At 46.6% G+C, this 19,082-nt stretch carries 17 protein-coding genes and 1 riboswitch; of the genes, 5 read left to right on the top strand and 12 right to left on the bottom strand.

All coding sequences use genetic code 11. From position 1 onward, the window contains the following. Window positions 1-112 precede the first annotated feature (112 nt). Genes C2747_RS09995 through C2747_RS10020 form a run of 6 tightly spaced genes read right to left on the bottom strand, consistent with a single transcriptional unit; the run spans window position 113 to window position 6,492 of the window. Window positions 113-976, bottom strand: coding sequence for a pirin family protein (locus C2747_RS09995; RefSeq protein WP_215331649.1), 864 nt, complete (start codon window positions 974-976; stop codon window positions 113-115). 10 nt (window positions 977-986) lie between these two features. Then, window positions 987-2,819, bottom strand: coding sequence for a glutamine--fructose-6-phosphate transaminase (isomerizing) (glmS, locus tag C2747_RS10000; protein WP_215331650.1), 1,833 nt, complete (start codon window positions 2,817-2,819; stop codon window positions 987-989). Continuing rightward, window positions 2,819-4,294: a bifunctional UDP-N-acetylglucosamine diphosphorylase/glucosamine-1-phosphate N-acetyltransferase GlmU gene (gene glmU, locus C2747_RS10005; protein ID WP_215331651.1), complete on the bottom strand. Its 1,476-nt coding sequence runs from the start codon at window positions 4,292-4,294 to the stop codon at window positions 2,819-2,821. The genes glmS and glmU overlap by 1 nt, the downstream gene beginning before the upstream one ends. Then, on the bottom strand, window positions 4,291-5,199 hold the full coding sequence (ttcA, locus tag C2747_RS10010; RefSeq protein WP_215331652.1) for a tRNA 2-thiocytidine(32) synthetase TtcA: 909 nt from the start codon (window positions 5,197-5,199) through the stop codon (window positions 4,291-4,293). The genes glmU and ttcA overlap by 4 nt, the downstream gene beginning before the upstream one ends. Window positions 5,200-5,226: 27 nt before the next feature. Further along, window positions 5,227-5,622 carry a dihydroneopterin aldolase gene (locus C2747_RS10015; RefSeq protein ID WP_215331653.1) on the bottom strand — a complete coding sequence of 132 codons (396 nt, stop codon included), beginning with the start codon at window positions 5,620-5,622 and terminating at the stop codon, window positions 5,227-5,229. Between the two features lie 54 nt (window positions 5,623-5,676). Then, window positions 5,677-6,492 (bottom strand): SDR family oxidoreductase, encoded by an 816-nt coding sequence (locus C2747_RS10020; protein ID WP_215331654.1) that lies wholly within the window; start codon window positions 6,490-6,492, stop codon window positions 5,677-5,679. Between the two features lie 90 nt (window positions 6,493-6,582). Between C2747_RS10020 and C2747_RS10025 the strand changes: the two genes are divergently transcribed. Then, on the top strand, window positions 6,583-7,710 hold the full coding sequence (locus C2747_RS10025) for a class I SAM-dependent methyltransferase (protein ID WP_251374757.1): 1,128 nt from the start codon (window positions 6,583-6,585) through the stop codon (window positions 7,708-7,710). Here C2747_RS10025 and C2747_RS10030 read toward each other — a convergent pair. From C2747_RS10030 to C2747_RS10040, 3 genes are read right to left on the bottom strand one after another with little or no spacing between them, the layout of a single operon-like run. Further along, complete coding sequence (locus C2747_RS10030) at window positions 7,707-8,846, bottom strand: tRNA nucleotidyltransferase/poly(A) polymerase-related protein (RefSeq protein ID WP_215331656.1); 1,140 nt, start codon at window positions 8,844-8,846, stop codon at window positions 7,707-7,709. The two genes, C2747_RS10025 and C2747_RS10030, sit on opposite strands and share 4 nt — an antisense overlap. A gap of 4 nt (window positions 8,847-8,850) precedes the next feature. After that, window positions 8,851-9,759 (bottom strand): complex I NDUFA9 subunit family protein, encoded by a 909-nt coding sequence (locus C2747_RS10035; RefSeq protein ID WP_215331657.1) that lies wholly within the window; start codon window positions 9,757-9,759, stop codon window positions 8,851-8,853. 23 nt (window positions 9,760-9,782) lie between these two features. Continuing rightward, window positions 9,783-11,702 carry a lytic transglycosylase domain-containing protein gene (locus C2747_RS10040; protein ID WP_433915521.1) on the bottom strand — a complete coding sequence of 640 codons (1,920 nt, stop codon included), beginning with the start codon at window positions 11,700-11,702 and terminating at the stop codon, window positions 9,783-9,785. Window positions 11,703-11,796: 94 nt separating this feature from the next. On the opposite strand from C2747_RS10040, the gene C2747_RS10045 reads away from it, so the two are divergent. Beyond that, window positions 11,797-12,420: a 5-formyltetrahydrofolate cyclo-ligase gene (locus C2747_RS10045; protein WP_251374759.1), complete on the top strand. Its 624-nt coding sequence runs from the start codon at window positions 11,797-11,799 to the stop codon at window positions 12,418-12,420. Here C2747_RS10045 and metF read toward each other — a convergent pair. The 3 genes from metF to metK all read right to left on the bottom strand — a co-directional run bounded on the left by metF (window position 12,410) and on the right by metK (window position 16,159). Beyond that, window positions 12,410-13,240: a methylenetetrahydrofolate reductase [NAD(P)H] gene (gene metF / locus C2747_RS10050; RefSeq protein ID WP_215331660.1), complete on the bottom strand. Its 831-nt coding sequence runs from the start codon at window positions 13,238-13,240 to the stop codon at window positions 12,410-12,412. The genes C2747_RS10045 and metF overlap by 11 nt on opposite strands. 55 nt (window positions 13,241-13,295) lie before the next feature. Next, entirely contained in the window at window positions 13,296-14,741 is a 1,446-nt protein-coding gene (ahcY, locus tag C2747_RS10055; protein ID WP_215331661.1) for an adenosylhomocysteinase, read from the bottom strand. Between the two features lie 61 nt (window positions 14,742-14,802). Beyond that, window positions 14,803-14,914, bottom strand: a riboswitch (S-adenosyl-L-homocysteine riboswitch). A 78-nt stretch (window positions 14,915-14,992) separates the two neighbouring features. Continuing rightward, window positions 14,993-16,159, bottom strand: coding sequence for a methionine adenosyltransferase (gene metK, locus C2747_RS10060; RefSeq protein ID WP_215331662.1), 1,167 nt, complete (start codon window positions 16,157-16,159; stop codon window positions 14,993-14,995). 203 nt (window positions 16,160-16,362) lie between these two features. On the opposite strand from metK, the gene C2747_RS10065 reads away from it, so the two are divergent. From C2747_RS10065 to dapF, 3 genes are read left to right on the top strand one after another with little or no spacing between them, the layout of a single operon-like run. Continuing rightward, window positions 16,363-17,223 (top strand): LpxL/LpxP family acyltransferase, encoded by an 861-nt coding sequence (locus tag C2747_RS10065; protein WP_215331663.1) that lies wholly within the window; start codon window positions 16,363-16,365, stop codon window positions 17,221-17,223. 24 nt (window positions 17,224-17,247) lie between these two features. After that, window positions 17,248-18,147, top strand: a complete 900-nt coding sequence (locus tag C2747_RS10070) for an LpxL/LpxP family acyltransferase (RefSeq protein WP_215331664.1) — start codon at window positions 17,248-17,250, stop codon at window positions 18,145-18,147. A 30-nt stretch (window positions 18,148-18,177) separates the two neighbouring features. Then, window positions 18,178-19,062: a diaminopimelate epimerase gene (dapF, locus tag C2747_RS10075; RefSeq protein ID WP_251374760.1), complete on the top strand. Its 885-nt coding sequence runs from the start codon at window positions 18,178-18,180 to the stop codon at window positions 19,060-19,062. Window positions 19,063-19,082: the final 20 nt, after the last annotated feature.

A 19,082-nucleotide genomic window follows, 5' to 3' on the forward strand; every position in this document is an offset into this window, starting at 1 on the left:
ATTTGAACACACTTTTCTAAACGAGTCTGTGTAACACCTTGATTTAAATAATAAATTTTGTGCACAGCTAAATACAGAAGTCAAACAGATTTTTTATACCCCCGGCATCTTTTTAGTGGGCAATTCTTCCAAAGCTTCCGTTATTGAAATCCTGCATTGCCTGAGCTATCTCTTCTTTGGTATTCATAACAAATGGTCCATAGCCAACGATAGGTTCATCAATAGGTTCGCCGCTCAGTAGCAGGGCAATAGAGTCTTCCAGCACATTCACCTGAATATCCTGACCTTGGTTGCTAAACATCAACATCTGAGCATCCTTGGCTACTACCCCCTCACCCGCTTCAATAGCACCCTTAAGTACGACTAGAGATGCATTCCAACCCTCAGGCACTGGAATACTTGTGGAACCCTTCCTCAACTTCAGATCAATCACCTGCAGAGGGGTGAATGTACGAGCAGGGCCTTGATTGCCATCTAACTCTCCAGCGATGATGCGGGCTTGCCCAGAACCATCCTTCAAGTCAATCGTAGGAATCTGTTTATCCAAAATGGCCTGATAGCCTGGCTTGGTCATCTTCAGCTTTGCCGGTAGATTGACCCACAACTGCACCATGTTCAGAGTGCCGCCGTTTTTGGCAAAGCCCTCAGAATGAAACTCTTCATGCAAGATGCCAGAGCCGGCAGTCATCCACTGCACATCGCCAGGGCCAATGATGCCGCCCTGACCAGTGGAATCTTTATGCGCCACTTCGCCCTCATAAACGATTGTGACAGTTTCAAAACCACGATGAGGGTGCGAGCCTACCCCCTTACGTTCAGTGGTTGAGAGAAACTCTGCTGGACCCGCATAGTCCAGCATCAAGAATGGGCTCATCTGCTTTCCCAGATCTTGATAAAAGAACAAGGTACGCACAGGGAAGCCATCGCCAACCCAGTGACCCTGATCATTGCCTTGAATGCCGATTACTTTTTTCATACTCTTGGGATTACTCCACCGTAACGCTCTTTGCGAGGTTGCGTGGCTTGTCGACATCGGTGCCTAGGGCACAAGCGGTGTGGTACGCCAGGAGTTGAAGCGGAACTACATGCAAGATTGGTGAGAGATTGCCGTAGTGCTCAGGCAAACGAATCACATTGATACCTTCACTACTAGTGATCTCGGTATCTTGATCAGCAAAGACATAGAGCTTGCCACCACGGGCTTTGACCTCTTGCATATTGGACTTGAGCTTTTCCAACAAGTCGTCTTTAGGGGCTACAGTAACCACTGGCATCTTGTCAGTAACTAGCGCTAAGGGTCCATGCTTTAACTCGCCTGCTGGATAGGCTTCAGCATGAATATATGAAATCTCTTTTAACTTGAGAGCGCCCTCAAGAGCAATCGGATAGTGCATACCCCGCCCCAGGAATAAAGCGTTTTCACATTTAGCAAATGCTGCACTCCAAGCAATGATCTGAGGCTCAAGTGCTAGGACCGCATGCAAAGCTTTTGGTAAATGGCGCAAGTCACGTAAGAGCTCTTTCTCTCGTTCGGGACTTACTTTTCCTGCACGCTTAGCCAATGAAACAGCCAATAGATAAAGAGCAACTAGCTGAGTTGTAAATGCTTTAGTAGAAGCTACGCCAATCTCAGTGCCAGCCTTGGTTAAGAAATTCCAATTGGTTTCACGAACCATAGCACTAGAGGCCACGTTACAAATCGCGAGAGTGTATTGATGCCCCAGCGCTTGCGCATGACGTAATGCCGCCAAGGTATCGGCAGTCTCACCAGACTGGGAGACCACCACAATTAATGTATTGGGATTGGGTACGGTTGTGCGATAGCGATATTCACTGGCGATCTCCACTTGCGTCGGAATGCCTGCCAAGTCCTCGAGCCAATATTTAGCAACACAGGCAGAGTAGTAGCTGGTGCCGCAAGCTAAGATCAAAATTTGATCAAACTTTTTCCACTGCTCGGGATCAGCATGAAAGAGTTCTGGACCAAAGCTAGCGATATTGGCAAGTGTGTCACCAATAGCTCTGGGCTGCTCGAAGATCTCTTTTTGCATGTAGTGCTGATATGGTCCCAGATCCACAGAGTCAGCCTGAGCAGGCATCAGCTTTTGCTCTCGCTGCACTGTCTTTCCTACCTGATCAATGATCTCAACGCTCTCTGCCTTGAGAACCGCAACATCGCCCTCTTCCAAATACATCATGGATTGCGCACGACCAGCAAGCGCTAAAGCATCAGAAGCGAGGAAGTGTTCATTATCGCCAAGAGCTACAACTAAAGGTGAACCTACTCGCGCCCCCACCAAAACATCTGGACGATCTTGTGCGATCACGCCGATCGCATAAGCACCATGAAGTCTTGGTAATACAGATCGGACTGAAGCGACTAAATCTATCTGCTTACTGGACACATAAGCTTGATGAATTAAATGCGCAATGACTTCAGTATCCGTTTCTGAAGTAAATACATAACCTGCTGATTTCAGCTCAGTGCGCAATGATTCGTAGTTTTCAATAATACCGTTATGAACAACCGCAATCAAACCCCCAGAGATATGGGGGTGGGCATTTTGTGTATCGGGCTTACCGTGCGTTGCCCAGCGAGTATGCGCAATACCTAGGGTGCCATGAAATTCTTTGCCCTGCTCCGCCAACTCAGAGACACGAGCGGTAGTGCGAGCACGCTCAATTGGATGCTTGGCATCATCACCATTAATTACAGCAAAGCCACAAGAATCATAGCCGCGGTACTCAAGGCGACGTAGGCCTTCAATTAAGACTTCAACAATATTCTGATGTGATGCTGCGCCAACAATTCCGCACATTATGTTTTAGCCTTCACGGATTTTTTTGAAGCTACTTTCTTTGCAGCTACTTTCTTTACCGCCGCATTCTTTTCCTTCTTTACTGGGCGCTGCCACTGTATAGAAAGTTGCTTGGCTCGTGACACGGTCAACTGATTTGGAGGTGCATCTTTAGTCAGAGTTGTGCCGGCACCTAGGGTAGCTCCACGGCCTACGCGTACTGGAGCAACCAACTGAGTATCAGATCCAATGAAGACATCGTCCTCAATAATGGTTTGGTGTTTATTGACACCATCGTAGTTGCAAGTAATCGTACCGGCACCGATATTCACTCTAGAGCCCACGATGGAATCGCCCACATAGGCCAAGTGATTGGCCTTGCTGTTTGCGGCAATCTTGCTGTTCTTCACTTCGACAAAGTTGCCAATATGTACATCATTAGACAAATCCGCACCAGGACGCAAACGAGCATATGGCCCGATTAGTGAATTTGCCCCAACCTGTGCACCATCGATATGGCTGTAGGGATGAATCGTGACATTCTTGCCAATCACGCTATTACGCACAATGCAATACGGACCAACTTTTGTACCCGCAGCCAAAGTGACGCAACCCTCAAATACACAGCCGACATCAATAAAGACATCCGTGCCGCACTCTAGCGTTCCACGAATATCAATCCTCGCTGGATCAGCCAAAGAAACACCGGCATCCATTAATACATTTGCTTGATTGAGTTGATGTACTCGCTCTAATGCAGCCAACTGATCGCGACTATTCACACCCACGGTCTCATATTCAAAATCGGCCTGTGTAGTGCGAATAGGTACGCCATCTGTGACTGCCATGGCAATCACATCAGTTAAATAGTATTCACCTTGGGCATTACTAGCACGCAAAGACTTTAACCATTTCTTGAGTGAGTTTGTTGGCAGCACCATGATGCCGGTATTGATTTCTTGAAGACGTTTTTGCGCAGGTGTTGCATCTTTTTCTTCAACAATCTCTTTCACTGAACCATCGATATCCCGAACGATACGGCCATAGCCCGTTGGATTACTCAGATTTTGAGTGAGGAGCGCTAATGCAGAATCTTGACCACGCATACCATCAGCCAATTTGGCTAATTTTGAGAGCGTCTTTTTACTTGTGAGTGGCACATCACCATACAGAACCAAGGTAGGCTCATTCACATCTAGCTTAGGCAAGGCTTGTAATAAAGCATGGCCCGTTCCTTTTTGCTCAGCTTGTAAGGCAGTAGCTACTTTGCTAAAACGAGAATCTTGCTCGCTAGCAGCTTGGAGGAATTGCTTTACATCGACAGCGCCATGGCCAACAACGACGATAGGGCCAGTTTTAGTGCTTTTACCTTGTAGGTCTAAAGCCGTATTCAAAACGTGCTGGAGAAGGGGTTTCCCGGCCAAGGTTTGAAGAACTTTGGGTAAGGCGGACTTCATCCGCTTTCCCTGCCCAGCAGCCAAAATAACGATATTCATAAAAAGGGATTATAAGACCCCTGAATCAGGGTTCCACAGGCTATTTCATCGATTTCCGTCTCGTCAATTGCCTTGTCGCCAGCAGATCTTGCGGCAATGCCTGACAGTTCTGTAGAAATCTCTAAATTCTTAAAGTCAAACGCTTCGCTATCCATCAAATGGGAAGGCACGATGTGGTGCATTGAGCGAAAGAGATTCTCAACGCGCCCAGGGTGCTTTTTCTCCCAATCGCGCAACATCTCTTTCATGGCGCCACGCTGTAGATTGGGCTGACTACCACACAGATTGCAAGGAATGATCGGAAAGTGCATGTCTACCGCATAACGCTCAAGCAACTTTTCAGGAACGTAGGCTAGAGGGCGAATGACAATGTGCTTGCCGTCATCAGATCGTAACTTTGGCGGCATACCTTTAAGCTTGCCAGCAAAGAACATATTGAGCATTAATGTCTCTAAGATGTCATCACGATGGTGGCCTAAGGCAATCTTAGTAGCGCCTAACTCATCTGCCACACGATACAAAATGCCACGACGTAATCGAGAGCAAAGTCCACAAGTCGTTTTACCTTCTGGAATGACGCGTTTGACGATGCTATAGGTATCTTGATTTTCAATGTGATACTCGACACCCAAAGCTTTTAAATAATTCGGCAAAATCTCCGCCGGAAAACCTGGTTGCTTTTGATCTAAGTTGACAGCAATAATTTCAAAATTAATTGGGGCGCGCTCACGTAATTTCAACAGAATATCGAGCATGGCATAACTATCTTTGCCGCCCGATAAACATACCATCACTTTGTCGCCATCTTCGATCATGCCAAAATCGCCAATTGCTTGACCAACTAAACGGCATAGCTTTTTCTCAAGCTTGTTTTCTTCTAAGACGACTTTACGGATATCACTCATAGCTGCTAAATTTTTTCTTTAATTTCTTTAAGCCTGCTTCATCCGAAACACCTCAACACCAACGGAGTGGCAATCAGGATAGACATCGGGCTTGGCCGTACTCACACGAGCAGCAAGGACCTTAGGGTGCAATAGCATTGCAGTCACAATGTCATCGCAAAAGGTTTCTTGTAAATGGATATGGCCCTGGGAAGACCGTGCCTTAATGGTTTCACGCATAAAGTCATAGTCCACCACCTCCTCCAATAGATCATGTGAAGGGGTATTCATATTCAGCGGAATATAGAGATCTACATTCAAAATGACGCGCTGCTCACCCTTCTTCTCAAAATCATGGACGCCAATATTGATATAGATTTCATAGTCACGTAGAAATAAGCGACGGCAATCAGCAAGTGCTGGATTAGAAAGAATGGTGTTCATAAATTGTGGATTGATTCTTTCTTTATTAACTATTTTTTATTCTGTATTCAATGCTTAATTAGTTTTAAACATCACATCGCGTAATGATGGCAATAGATGCTGTCCGCCATCTACGTATAAGGTGGTGCCCGTGATCGCATTGGAGCTCGCTAAAAATACAGCTGCTTTTGCAATATCACTGGGTGTCGATGACCTTCCTAATGGGGTCATTTGGTGCGCCTCAGTAAAACCAGCTTCGGTTTGATCGCCCGAAGTCAGGGTAATACCAGGTGCTAGACCAATCATGCGTAAGTGCGGAGCAAAATCTACCGCCAGCACTTCAACTGAAGTGAGAAGTGCTGCCTTAGATAATGTGTAAGACAAATAATCTGGATTGAGATTAATTAATTTTTGATCGAGCAACTGAATTACAGAAGGAGTCAATAAATCACTACTGCTTACTTGCTTTGTCCGACTCTTTTGATATTCAAACATCAGCTGAGATAACAAGATTGGGGCAGCTAAATTAACCTGCATGTGGTCTTGCAAAATCTGACTACTGAGCGGAGTATCGGAATTGGCACGATCATATTCAAAGATCGAGGCGCTATTAACCAGGCATTGCAAGTTACTGAACTCAGCAAGCACTGCAGTAAATAGAGAATTGATTTCCGCCTCATTTGCGAGGTCCGCCCTGAATGCTACGGCCTTACGTCCTAACTGCTGAATTTCAGTCACGGTAACTTGATCCTCAGATGCCGACTGGCCATAATGAATTGCAATATCCCAGCCCTGACGAGCAAACTCCAAGGCAATTTCTCGACCAAGACGCTTGGCAGCGCCGGTCACTAAAACCGCTTTATTTTTCTGGGGTTGTGGGTTTGAACTCAAGTTACCTAAATTCTCTTAGACTAGCGAGCTATGGATATTACCTTGACCAGCCTTGAAACGGCTCATACCGAGCTTCTTAGCCAGAAAATAATGGCAGAAATCGCCTCAAACGGCGGCCAGATACCCTTTTCAAGATATATGGAAATGGCCCTCTATGAGCCAGGAATGGGCTATTACAGTGCTGGGGCTCATAAATTAGGTACTGGAGGTGATTTCACGACCGCGCCTGAGCTCTCCCCCTTATTTGGCGCGGCTATTGTAGAAACGCTTTTACCCATTCTGGAAGGTCTTCAAACTCAAGGGCTCCCCACCCAGATTATGGAATTTGGTGCCGGTACGGGCAAGTTAGCCGAATCCATTCTCAACCGTCTGCACGAGCTTGATTTCACCCTGGATCACTACGACATCATCGAGATCTCACCCGACCTAGCTCAAAGGCAAGAAGAGCGACTTCAACAGCTCTCGAAGAAACTCAATCTATCTACTCAATGCCGTTGGCTCAGCTCCTTGCCCAAGGGCTTCAAAGGCATTATGTTGGCCAACGAAGTCATTGATGCCATTCCTTGCGATACCATCATTTTTCAAAATGGCTTCTGGTATTGGCAAGGTGCCTCAGTTGTTGATGGCAAACTTACTTGGTCAATAGGAAAGCCGGTTGAACAGTCGCTACTTCCAGAAGCATTACTGAATGGAAATTTTTCTGAAGGCTATGTCACTGAGTTACATGCACCAGCAAATGCCTGGATGCGGCAGGTTGCCGATCATCTCGATACCGGACTCTTTCTTACTTTTGATTACGGATTTCCTGAGAGTGAGTACTATCACGCTCAACGTCTCGAGGGAACCTTAATGGCGCACCATCGCCATCATGCAATTCAAGATCCGTTTTATCTTCCAGGATTATGTGATGTGACTACCCACGTAGAGTGGTCACAAATTGCGCGTAGTGCGCTAGAGGCAGAAGTGGATGATGTTTATCTTAGCAATCAAGCAAGTTACTTGCTTGATGCGGGTATTGGCGATATCGCATTAGAGATTGGCGACCCCAGCAGTCCAGAAACTTTTTTACCCATTTCAAACTCTCTGCAAAAACTATTATCTGAAGCGGAGATGGGTGAACTCTTTAAGGTCTTCGCATTCTCAAAGAAACTGTCCGACATATTGCCAGAACATGCATTAGAAGACTTGCCTGGCCTGCGAGGCAGAAACCGACTTTAAGTTGATGAGGCAGTTAGCGCTACAGTAATGGCTGAGAGTCTTGCGGCATCTACTGCACGGCGAATGCTTTCACCATTGGATCGGTCTTGTGCAGGGATACCAGCGATCACTTCTGCAGTATTGAGTGCCTGAGCATCTTGTAATGCCAAAATCAAAGAGTCGACATTCAGACCGATGCGTTTAGCTAAATCTAGTAAAGCCTGGCCACGATCAGGCTTGCGCCAAACATCTGCACGATTAAACCAAGCCAGCACATCGGTAGCTTGATATACATCTCCTGCTGTCTGCTCAGTTAATAAATTCAGCTCGCTAAATATTTCACTGAAATCACGCACCTCATTTGGCATTTTGACGCTAGCTGCCCATGACCGAATTTCACTGGCAGGCAAATGCATCAGAGTGATAGCGCAGCGATCTTCCAGACAGCTATCTGCTGCATGTAAATGTGCAATAAGCTGCTCGCGAAATTCTTCTTTAGCCAAATGGGATGTTAGCGTTGATGGCAGCAATATCTTTGCTGCGTGAGTTTCTAGCAGAACTTGGAACATTCGCATTGGTTTGCTGGCAGTAAAGCCTCTAGCTAACTCCTGCCAAATTCTTTCGGCTGAGAGTGCTGACAGTTCATTTGATTGAACAATGGCCTGCAAGGCATCCATGGTTTCTGGCGCGACCATGAATTCCGGAAAGCGGGCTGCAAAACGAGCGATACGCAATAGGCGCAAAGGATCTTCTGCAAACGCATCAGATACATGGCGGAAAATTTTTGACGCCAAATCATCCTGACCGTTATAAGGATCCAAAATGGGTCCCGCCCATTTGCCATCAGCCCCCACTTCTTGGGCCATTGCATTAATCGTTAGATCACGACGCTCTAAGTCTTGTTCTAGGGTGACAGTCGGGTCGGCATAAAACAGAAAGCCCTTGTAGCCCTTACCCGTTTTACGCTCTGTACGCGCCAAGGCGTATTCAGCTTGAGTTTCTGGATGCAGGAAAACGGGGAAATCTTTACCCACCGGACGATATCCCTGCGCAATCATCTCTTCTACGCTAGAGCCCACCACCACATAATCAATGTCATGCACTGGCAAACCCATGAGGGTGTCCCGAATGGCGCCACCGACTGCATAGATCTTCATCGACTTATTTCATGCCTTTTAGTGTGCGTCGGCTGATACCAAACACTTTACTCAGGGCATCTACTCTATTGAGAGGCAAGATATTTGGCACTTTCATAGAGGCAATATTGTCGCGCGACATTAAGGTTGGGACAGGCAGAAACTCAAAGGCCAGAGCCTGAAGGTAACCAACAAAATCCGGGACGGAAATGATCGCGCATTTTGTGTCGACTTTACGCGCAGCAAATTCCACAATCTCTTTCATGGTGTAGACCGTAGGCCCCACCAAATCATAAGACTCACGAATCGTCGATGACATTTTTAAGGACTTTGTAAATGCAGTGGCTACATCATCCACACTCACTGGTTGGAACTTTGCGCCTGAATTTGCCAAAGGCATCACCGGAAACAATTTCGTTAACTTGGCAAATAAATTAATAAATTGATCTTGTGCACCAAAAATGACTGAAGGTCTAAAAATAGTCCAGTCGAGATTGCTAGCATTTACTGCGGCCTCTCCATCACCTTTACTGCGCTGATACATCGATGGGCCATGAGAATCCGCGCCCAATGCACTCATATGCAAGTAACGCTTGAGACCATTCATCTGCATGGCGGTGATGATGCTTTTTGGGAGATCAACATGTGCCGCTTGGAATACTTTTCCATAAGGCTCTGCTGGCTTGTCATGCAATACACCCACCAGATTAATGACGGCACCGCTAGGCTGGATTCGTGAGCAAAGCTCTTGCAGAGAATCAAACTCATGTACATCAGCATCTTCTAAATGTATCTTTGGCAACAGGCGTAATTCACGTGCGGATGCTAAGTGCTTAGTGGGCAGTAATACAGAGTAGCCCTCTGCTTGTAATTGGGCAGCCAAGACTCTGCCTACAAAACCGTTACCACCAATTAGCAGAATGTCGTATTTCATAAAAATCCCATCTTATTAAATTACTAAGGCAGCTCAGAGGCGTTTGCTACTTTAGGAGTGATCACCCCTAAACGCTGCTTTAAAGATTGCGTTTGTCCATGTATTACCGATGAATAGTACGTTGAATTAGCCAAAACGTTTTTTACGTAAGTGCGTGTTTCATTGAACGGAATCGTTTCCGCAAAAATGGCACCCTCTGTTGGGCTGGTGAGTTTTTCTCGCCAAGTTTTCGAGCGTGAAGGACCGGCGTTATAGGCCGCTGAGGCTAAAACCCAAGAGCCATCTAAGTCTACTAAGACCATATTCAAGTAATTGCTACCCAAGGTGAGGTTAGTATTGGTATCGGTGAGTTTGTCATTGGTATAAGAGGTCATACCAATCTTCTTTGCTACATACTTTGCTGTATTTGGCATCACCTGCATCAACCCGGAAGCGCCTACCGAAGAGGAGGCATTCATGATGAAGCGTGACTCTTGACGAATCAACCCATAAGTCCAAGCTAAATTCAAATCAATTTGTTTTGCAATCGGCGACAGCTCGTCACGATAGGGTGTTGGATAGCGCAAACTGAAATCATGCTCTTGCTTTGTACGGTCTGCAGTGTTGACAACGCGGTCATATAGACCAATACGCTTGGCGTACTCAGCAGATGCTAGTAGTTGCTTGTCAGTCATATTGCGCAACTCCCAGTTCCACTCGCGATTGCCTTCAAAACGCAAATTCATGGCATAGAAACGCTCGCCCCTGATAAAGCCTTTGCGCTGAGACATCGCTTCTATTTCTGCATCACTCACTTTGGTGCGAGTTGGTGCATGATTGGATTTACCTAAATCTTCGCGCGCAAGCTGCCCATAAAAGCTGTACTGATCAGAAACGAGCTCGAGGTTCTCGCGTGCTTTTTCATTTTGACCATCCACCTTCAATGCACGCGCATACCAGTAGGTCCAGGCAGGATCTTTACTACGTACAGCAGGATTCATACCTTCAATTGCATTCTTTACCAGCATCCAATCCTTAGCGCGCAAGCCTGCACGTACCTTCCACTCCTGGCCTTCAGCAGAGAGTAGCTCGTTATAACCTAGCTCTTGTTGAAAACGATAGGCATCATCTGCATTGGGATCTAATTTCTTTGCAAGGAACTGGCCAATGACACCCCAAGCCACAGCCTGGTTCTCTTTGCTATAGCGTGATGCATTTTGTGAAAAATCTTTAAACGCTTTTGCAGGATCTGCTTTGGCAGCTTTCACAATCTCGGCAATAGGATCTTCGCCACCCAAGCGACGTGACATCGTATCAAAACCCATCTCACTAGCAGCGCGGCCGATTGCCTTTGCTTCGCTCGGTGTCATGCCACTAGTACCAACCAACACAGGCACCAGCTCTTGGCAAGCCTGACCGAAATAACGTGGATCTAATAATATTGCGCGTGCATCAATCGCTACTTTGGTTGGGTTCTCACCTTGGGCTAATTTCGACTGTAATGAATAGCACTTCACCTGCGTGTCATCATCTAAAGCAAACTTGGGATATTCAACATCAAAACGCGACCAGTCTTTACGCTTACCTAAAACGAGTAACCAATCATTACGCATCCGATCGGCCAACGCCGTACCTTGATATTGATTTAGAAAAGCCTGCACCTGCGCATCTGCATTAGTGTCTGACCGAGCGCTGCCAGCACTATCAAATAACTGGGGCTTAATACGAAAATAGGCTACGTAGTCGTCATAGGGGTAATTGGAGAGACTGGCAGCCAGGGTTTGTGTGCGCGCCACATCATTTCGTTTGGCAGCCTCACGCAATTCAATAAAGGTGCGATCGCCTTCAGTAATTTCAAAGGCTGAAATTCTGCTTTCTTTAGTGGAAGTACTTTTCTTGGCTTTTTCCGCAAAAATACTCGGGGAAGAAACTGCAAGGGCTAGAAATAGAATCCCGCCTACAATTTTTTGCCAGCCACCAAAAAGATCAAAACTCTTTTTCACCGTCATACCTTATCGATTTACTATATCTCTCAATTTTCGCCTGATAATGGTCGATATGCACGGCAATTCTCCAAAATCGCTTCGGCAGGACTTGCTAGCCCAAAGGAAACAGTTTGCGGCTAGCGTAAGCTATTCCATCGCTCAAGAAGCCATTTTTGCTGGCCTAGCTAGTTTTTTGGCTGACCATGACACCCAAGTTCAATCCACTGCCTTGTATTGCCCTATACAAGATGAGCTTGACCTAAGGCCTGCTCTATTGGCATGGGCTGACAGCAGGCCAGGCAAAACGCTCGCCCTCCCATTTGCGCGCTCCGATAAACATTTGGATTTTTATATCTGGCAAGAGGGCGATCTGCTCATTCCAAGTCGCCACGGCGTACCAGAGCCCGACCCCAATAACCCCCGCAGACCTCAAATCACTCCAGACTGTATTTTGATTCCCTGTGTAGGCTGGTCACAATCCAAGGTAGGCGATCAAACCCATTATTGGCGACTAGGGTATGGAGGTGGCTACTTTGACCGCACCTTGGCTCAGCTGCGTAAAGCCAAGCCAAACCTACTTTGCGTAGGGATTGGCTTTAATTGGCAAAAGTTAGATGATGCGCAGTGGCAAGCTCAAACACATGATGAGCCCTTAGATGCCATGCTGACTGAGTCAGGCTTAGTAATTACTTATTGAGACTTAAGTTATCTGCAATAGCTAAAACGGCGTCAGCCTGATTCAGCGAATAGAAATGCAGTCCAGGTGCGCCTGCGACTAAAAGCTGGTCGCAAAGATCGGTAACCACCTCTTCACCAAACGCACGAATCGAGGCAGTGTCATCACCATAAGACTGCAAACGCAAACGAATCCAACGGGGGATTTCTGCACCGCAGGCATCTGAGAAGCGTAGCAACTGAGTGCTATTGGTAATCGGCATGATTCCAGCAATCACCGGCTGAGTAACACCCAATTTATATGCCTCATCGACAAAACGGAAATAGGCATCGCTGTTATAGAAATACTGAGTCACTGCGGAGTTTGCTCCAGCCTTCATCTTCTGCACAAAGAAATCCACATCCGTTGCTGGTGACTTGGCCTGAGGATGGCATTCCGGATAGGCAGCGACATCAATGTGAAACCAGTCGCCAGTTTCGGTACGAATAAATTCAACTAATTCATTTGCGTGATGGAACTCACCATACTGACCCATGCCAGATGGTAAGTCGCCACGTAAAGCTACGATACGCTTAATACCTAAAGCTTGATATTGCTTCAACATCTCGCGCACGCTCTCACGTGAGCTACCAACACAAGATAAGTGGGGAGCAACCGCTGCACCAGCAGCGTGAATATCGCTCACCACTTTTAATGTGCCAGATTGAGTAGAGCCACCAGCACCAAAAGTCACAGAATAAAAGGCGGGCTTGAGTGCTTCACTAAAACGCTCACGCACGAGATGTAACTTATTCTCACCTTCAGGTGTTTTTGGAGGGAAGAATTCAACGCTTAATTCCATGATCTTAGGCCTGTGTCTCTATTTCTCTATTGAACAATATCTAGCAAGAGGTGAATTAATAACGGTAGTGAACGGTCTTATAAGGACCTTCCTTCGTCACGCCAATGTAAGAAGCTTGCTGGTCTGACAATACAGTTAACTGTGCATTCAGTGTCTTAAGCTGCAAACGCGCAACCTTCTCATCCAAATGCTTAGGTAGGGTGTAAACACCCACTGGGTATTTATCTGTACCAACTGCATTCCACAGTTCAATCTGCGCAATCACTTGGTTCGCAAATGAAGAGCTCATTACGTATGAAGGATGTCCAGTACCGCAACCGAGGTTAACCAAACGGCCTTTAGCCAAGATGATGATGCGCTTCTCAGGGTTGCCATTGCTTGCTGGGAAAATCACGTGATCAACTTGTGGCTTGATTTCTTCCCACTTGTATTTCTCGATACCAGCAACATCAATCTCATTATCGAAGTGGCCAATGTTACAAACGATGGCTTGGTTCTTCATCTTGATCATATGGTCATGTGTAATCACATGGTAGTTACCAGTTGCTGAAACAAAGATATCCGCTTTATCTGCAGCGTAATCCATTGTCACAACGCGGTAACCTTCCATCGCAGCTTGCAATGCGCAAATTGGATCGACTTCAGTAACCCAAACTTGAGCAGATAAAGCACGTAATGCTTGAGCTGAACCTTTGCCTACGTCGCCATATCCACAAACCACTGCAACCTTACCGGCAACCATCACATCAGTAGCGCGCTTGATCGCATCAACCAAAGACTCGCGGCAACCATAAAGGTTGTCGAACTTACTCTTGGTAACGGAGTCATTGACGTTAATAGCCGGGAACTTTAATTCACCCTTAGCAAACATCTGATAAAGGCGATGTACACCCGTAGTAGTTTCTTCTGTAACGCCTTTAACTTTTTCCAAACGAGTGGAATACCAAGTTGGATCTTGCGCCAATTTCTTTTTAATGGCCGCAAACAAAATCGTTTCTTCTTCGCTCGTTGGATTATTCAAGCAAGCTTGATCTTTTTCAGCGCGTGCGCCGAGGTGCAATAACAAAGTTGCATCACCGCCATCATCCAAAATCATATTGGTGAAACCGCCATCAGCCCACTCAAAAATACGATGGGTGTAGTCCCAGTATTGCTCAAGAGTTTCACCCTTGATCGCAAATACTGGTGTGCCGTTAGCAGCAATCGCTGCAGCAGCATGGTCTTGTGTAGAGAAAATATTGCATGATGCCCATTGCACTTCAGCACCGAGAGCTTCAAGCGTCTCGATCAAGACTGCAGTTTGAATGGTCATGTGCAATGAACCAGTAATGCGCGCACCGCGCAATGGCTGCTGCGCTGCGAACTCATCGCGAATGGCAATCAGACCTGGCATTTCAGTTTCAGCAATGGCGATTTCTTTACGGCCAAAGTCAGCCAAAGAAATATCGGCAATAGCGCAACGGGTTGCTACAAAGTTATTTAAATCGGAAACGGTACTCATGAATGCTCCAGCTAAATACGATCCAATGCTGGAGTAGAAACTCGCTAGCCATTGAATCATGGGTTAGCGAGCGCAGTTGCAATTAGCAAACTCTGGGGTTACCTAGGAGTTCACTCCCTTCAAGCCTGGGGAAACACTGGTTCTCAGTATTCCTTGCAACGCTCCTTGAAGGTATGGCGAAATTGTAATCAATTTCGCCATATTTCGCCTCAATACAAAACAAACTACCAATTTACTGCCTAGAAAGCAGATTACAAGCCAGCAGCCGCACGTAACGCAGGCGCCTTATCGCACTGTTCCCAAGTAAATTCTGGCTCCTCACGACCAAAGTGGCCATAAGCAGCAGTCTTGCGATAAATCGGACGCAAGAGGTTCAACATCTTGACGATGCCTTTTGGACGCAAGTCAAAGTGCTCAGATACCAATTGCGCAATCTTCTCGTCAGAGATCTTGCCAGTACCAAAGGTACTCACCATCACTGAAGTTGGTTTAGCTACACCAATCGCGTAAGAGATCTGAATCAAGCACTTGCTTGCCAAACCAGCAGCAACTACGTTCTTAGCTACATAACGACCAGCATAAGCAGCGGAACGGTCAACCTTGGATGGATCCTTACCAGAGAACGCGCCACCACCATGAGGGGCTGCACCGCCGTAGGTGTCCACAATGATCTTGCGACCTGTCAGACCGCAATCGCCTTGAGGGCCGCCAATAACAAATCGACCTGTTGGGTTTACCAAGAAGTTAATCGCACCTTTGATCAAATGCTTTGGCAACACTGGTTTGATGATTTCTTCGATCACCGCTTCACGCAACTTCTCGAGAGAAATTTCTTCATCATGCTGTGTCGAGAGAACTACGGTATCAATTGAGTCAGGCTTACCATCGACGTAACGCAAGGTCACCTGAGACTTTGCATCTGGACGTAACCAGTTCAAACGGCCATCACGGCGCAATTGAGATTGACGCTCTACCAAGCGGTGTGACAAATGAATCGGCAAAGGCATGAGCTCTGTAGTTTCATCACAAGCGTAACCAAACATCAAGCCTTGGTCGCCAGCACCTTGATCTAAGCCGTCGTCATGCGCCTTATCAACGCCTTGAGCAATATCTGGGCTCTGCTTGTCATAGGCAACCAAAACCGCGCAACCTTTGTAGTCAATGCCGTAGTCAGTGTTGTCGTAACCAATTTCACGCAAAGTGTTGCGAGCCACTTGGATATAGTCCACATTGGCGTTCGTTGTGATCTCACCAGCCAACACTACGAGGCCGGTGTTACACAAAGTTTCTGCAGCAACGCGCGCAGTTGGGTCCTGAGCCAGGATCGAATCCAAGATGGCATCAGAGATTTGGTCTGCTACTTTATCGGGGTGGCCTTCAGAAACCGATTCTGAGGTAAAAAAGTAATCATTTGCCATTGCATATTCCTTTAAAAATTAACACGATCTATGGGACAACTCGACGTGCCAGGAATTTCAACGGCGACGCTTTAGCAGAATTTATGAATCGCCCTGCAAGTTGCCTTAACTCAGCGATGTGTGAATTCTATCCGAAAAACGCCTTATTCATCAAGCATTAACGGAAATTTGGCCCTAGTGCCAGCATTGAATATCATTAGAGGGTGCGCAAACTCCTTCTCAAGCTAATCCTCGCTGCAATAGCAGTATTGCCCTTATTCCTAGTTCAGGTCATTGGAGCTGCCTTAGGGATATTGGCCTATGTAGGATCCAAGCAATATCGCTCTCTTTTTCGCCCTCAATATGAGGCGGTTGTTAAAAGCCATCATCTCCCATTTCAAATTTGGAGTGCAGCAGCGGCTTCAGGACAACTCTTCTCAGACAGCCTGTGGATTTGGTCCAACCCTTTAGCAGCACTAGCTAAGGCTGAGATACAAAATTGGGACGTCGTTGAAGCTGCAATGGCAGAAGGCCATGGAATGATTCTCTTGTGTCCTCATTTAGGGGGCTTTGAAATCATTCCCCGTATTCTTGCAGAGCATTTTCCAGCAACAATCATGTATCGCCCTTCTCGCCAAAGTTGGCTCAATGAGATTGTAGAGAAGGGACGCGCATACCCCAATATGCACTTCGTACCAACAAATATTCATGGGGTTCGCCACATGACCCGCGCCCTTTCAAAAGGGGAGGCAATCGCAATTCTTCCAGATCAAGTCCCAAGCGGCGGTGATGGAATTTGGTCTAATTTTTTTGGTCGTATGGCTTATACGACCACCCTTCCTATTCGCCTTTCAAAACGCCACTCCACTCCAGCGGTGATGTTTACTGCAAAACGTAAATCGATCGGATCTGGCTGGGTAGTTAATGCTAAACGTTTAGAGCCATTTTCAGAAGATCCCAATGTTGCTGCGCAAGAATTAAATGTTGCGATTGAAAATGCAGTACTTACTGCTCCTGAACAATTCATCTGGGCCTATAACCGCTACAAACATCCGAGCGGAGCAGAATTACCACCAAGCAATTAGTTAATAAATTGATGATTTTTTGACATGATCTCATTACAAAACCTTTTCAATTTTCTAGCGCTAAGCCTGCTGCGCCTGTTTGCATTTTTACCCTATGGCCTCACCATTCAGACCGGCTATGGTCTTGGCTGGTTAGCAGCGCACATACCCAATGAGCGTGCCAAGGTTGTTAAAACGAATTTACGCCTGTGCTTTCCCAATCTGAGTGAAGATGCAATTGATTCACTTGCGCTAGAGCACTGGAAATTATTTGGTCGTAGCGTGATTGAGAGAAGTCGCATCTGGCTTGGCAGTGGAAAGCAGATTACCGATATCGTCACCATCAACTCTGCCATTACTTTGGGTGATCGTAAGCCACGCCTCCTAATCAACCCTCACTTTGTTGGACTTGAAGGTGGCTTCATGGCCCTCTCTGTTTTAGCAAGTGAGCATGACTGGCCACGTGGTGCTGGCCTCTACCAAAACATGAAGAACCCATTCTTTAATCAAAAGATGATTGAATGGAGAAATCGATTCGGGGGGAAATCGATTGAGAGGCAAAGTCGCTTGCGTGATTTGATTCGAGAAATTCAAACGGGTAACTTTATTTTTATTGCGCCCGATATTGACCTCGGTCCACGCGACTCTGTTTTTGTACCCTTCTTTGGCATTCAGACAAATACGATCACCTCGGTATCGCGTTTAGCCAGGCTTAGCGGTGCAGAAGTCTGCCTCATGACCACCACTTTGAATCCCAATCGCAAAGCCTACACCTGCAATATCAGCGCACCACTTCCCAACTTCCCAACAGATAATGTGGAAGCAGATACTGCACGCCTGAACCAATATATTGAAGACCTTGTTCGCGAAAGGCCGGCAGAGTACTATTGGGTACATAAACGCTTTAAACATCGGCCGCCCGGCGAGCCAAACCTTTACAACTAATTAGAATTTTTTTTGAGCACGAATTTAAATATGTCCGCACGCACATTACGCTTCACCAAAATGCATGGTGCTGGCAATGATTTCATTGTGCTCAATGGGATTGATCAAGATTTCAGCAATGTCACGCGCGAGCAATGGCAAAAATTAGCCCACCGTCAATTTGGTATTGGTGCCGATCAAATTCTGCTGGTTGAAAAAGCCACGCGCCCTGATGCTGACTTTCGTTATCGTATTTTTAATTCGGATGGTGGTGAAGTTGAGCAATGTGGCAATGGCTCACGTTGCTTTGTACGCTATGTGCTCGACCAAGGCCTATCCACAAAGAATCCTTTGCGCGTAGAAGTAGCGCATGCCGTTCTCACCTTGAGAGCTCATGATGATGGCCAGGTGGAGGTGGACATGGGTGCGCCGATTTTTGAGCACAGCCAAATTCCTTTCAATGCGAGCGGCTTAGCAAGCAAGCAAGAGTTTCATGAAATGCTCTACGCGCTACCTATTAAAACCCCTGCCGCACATGACAGTTGGATCGGCGTAGTCTCGATGGGCAATCCTCATGCAGTGCAAGTGGTGGGCGATGTCGATAGCGCACCCGTTCTTGAAGAAGGCCCATCAATCGAAAAGGATGCGGCATTCCCGAAAAGAGTCAATGCAGGCTATATGCAAATTCTGAATCGTAAAGAAATCAAGCTGCGTGTTTTTGAGCGTGGTGCCGGCGAGACTCTTGCTTGTGGCACTGGCGCATGTGCTGCAGTCGTCTCCGGTATTCGTCGTGGCTTGCTCGACTCACCCGTCAAAGTACATACCCGTGGTGGCGATTTACAAATTGCCTGGGGTGGCATGATCAATGAAGTGGCTCAGCCTGTCATCATGACTGGCCCAGCGATTACCGTGTTCGAGGGTGAAACTACAATCTAAAGAGCGGAGCTGCTCTTGAG

This window comes from Polynucleobacter corsicus, assembly GCF_018688255.1.
In the GTDB taxonomy this organism is placed as follows: domain Bacteria; phylum Pseudomonadota; class Gammaproteobacteria; order Burkholderiales; family Burkholderiaceae; genus Polynucleobacter; species Polynucleobacter corsicus.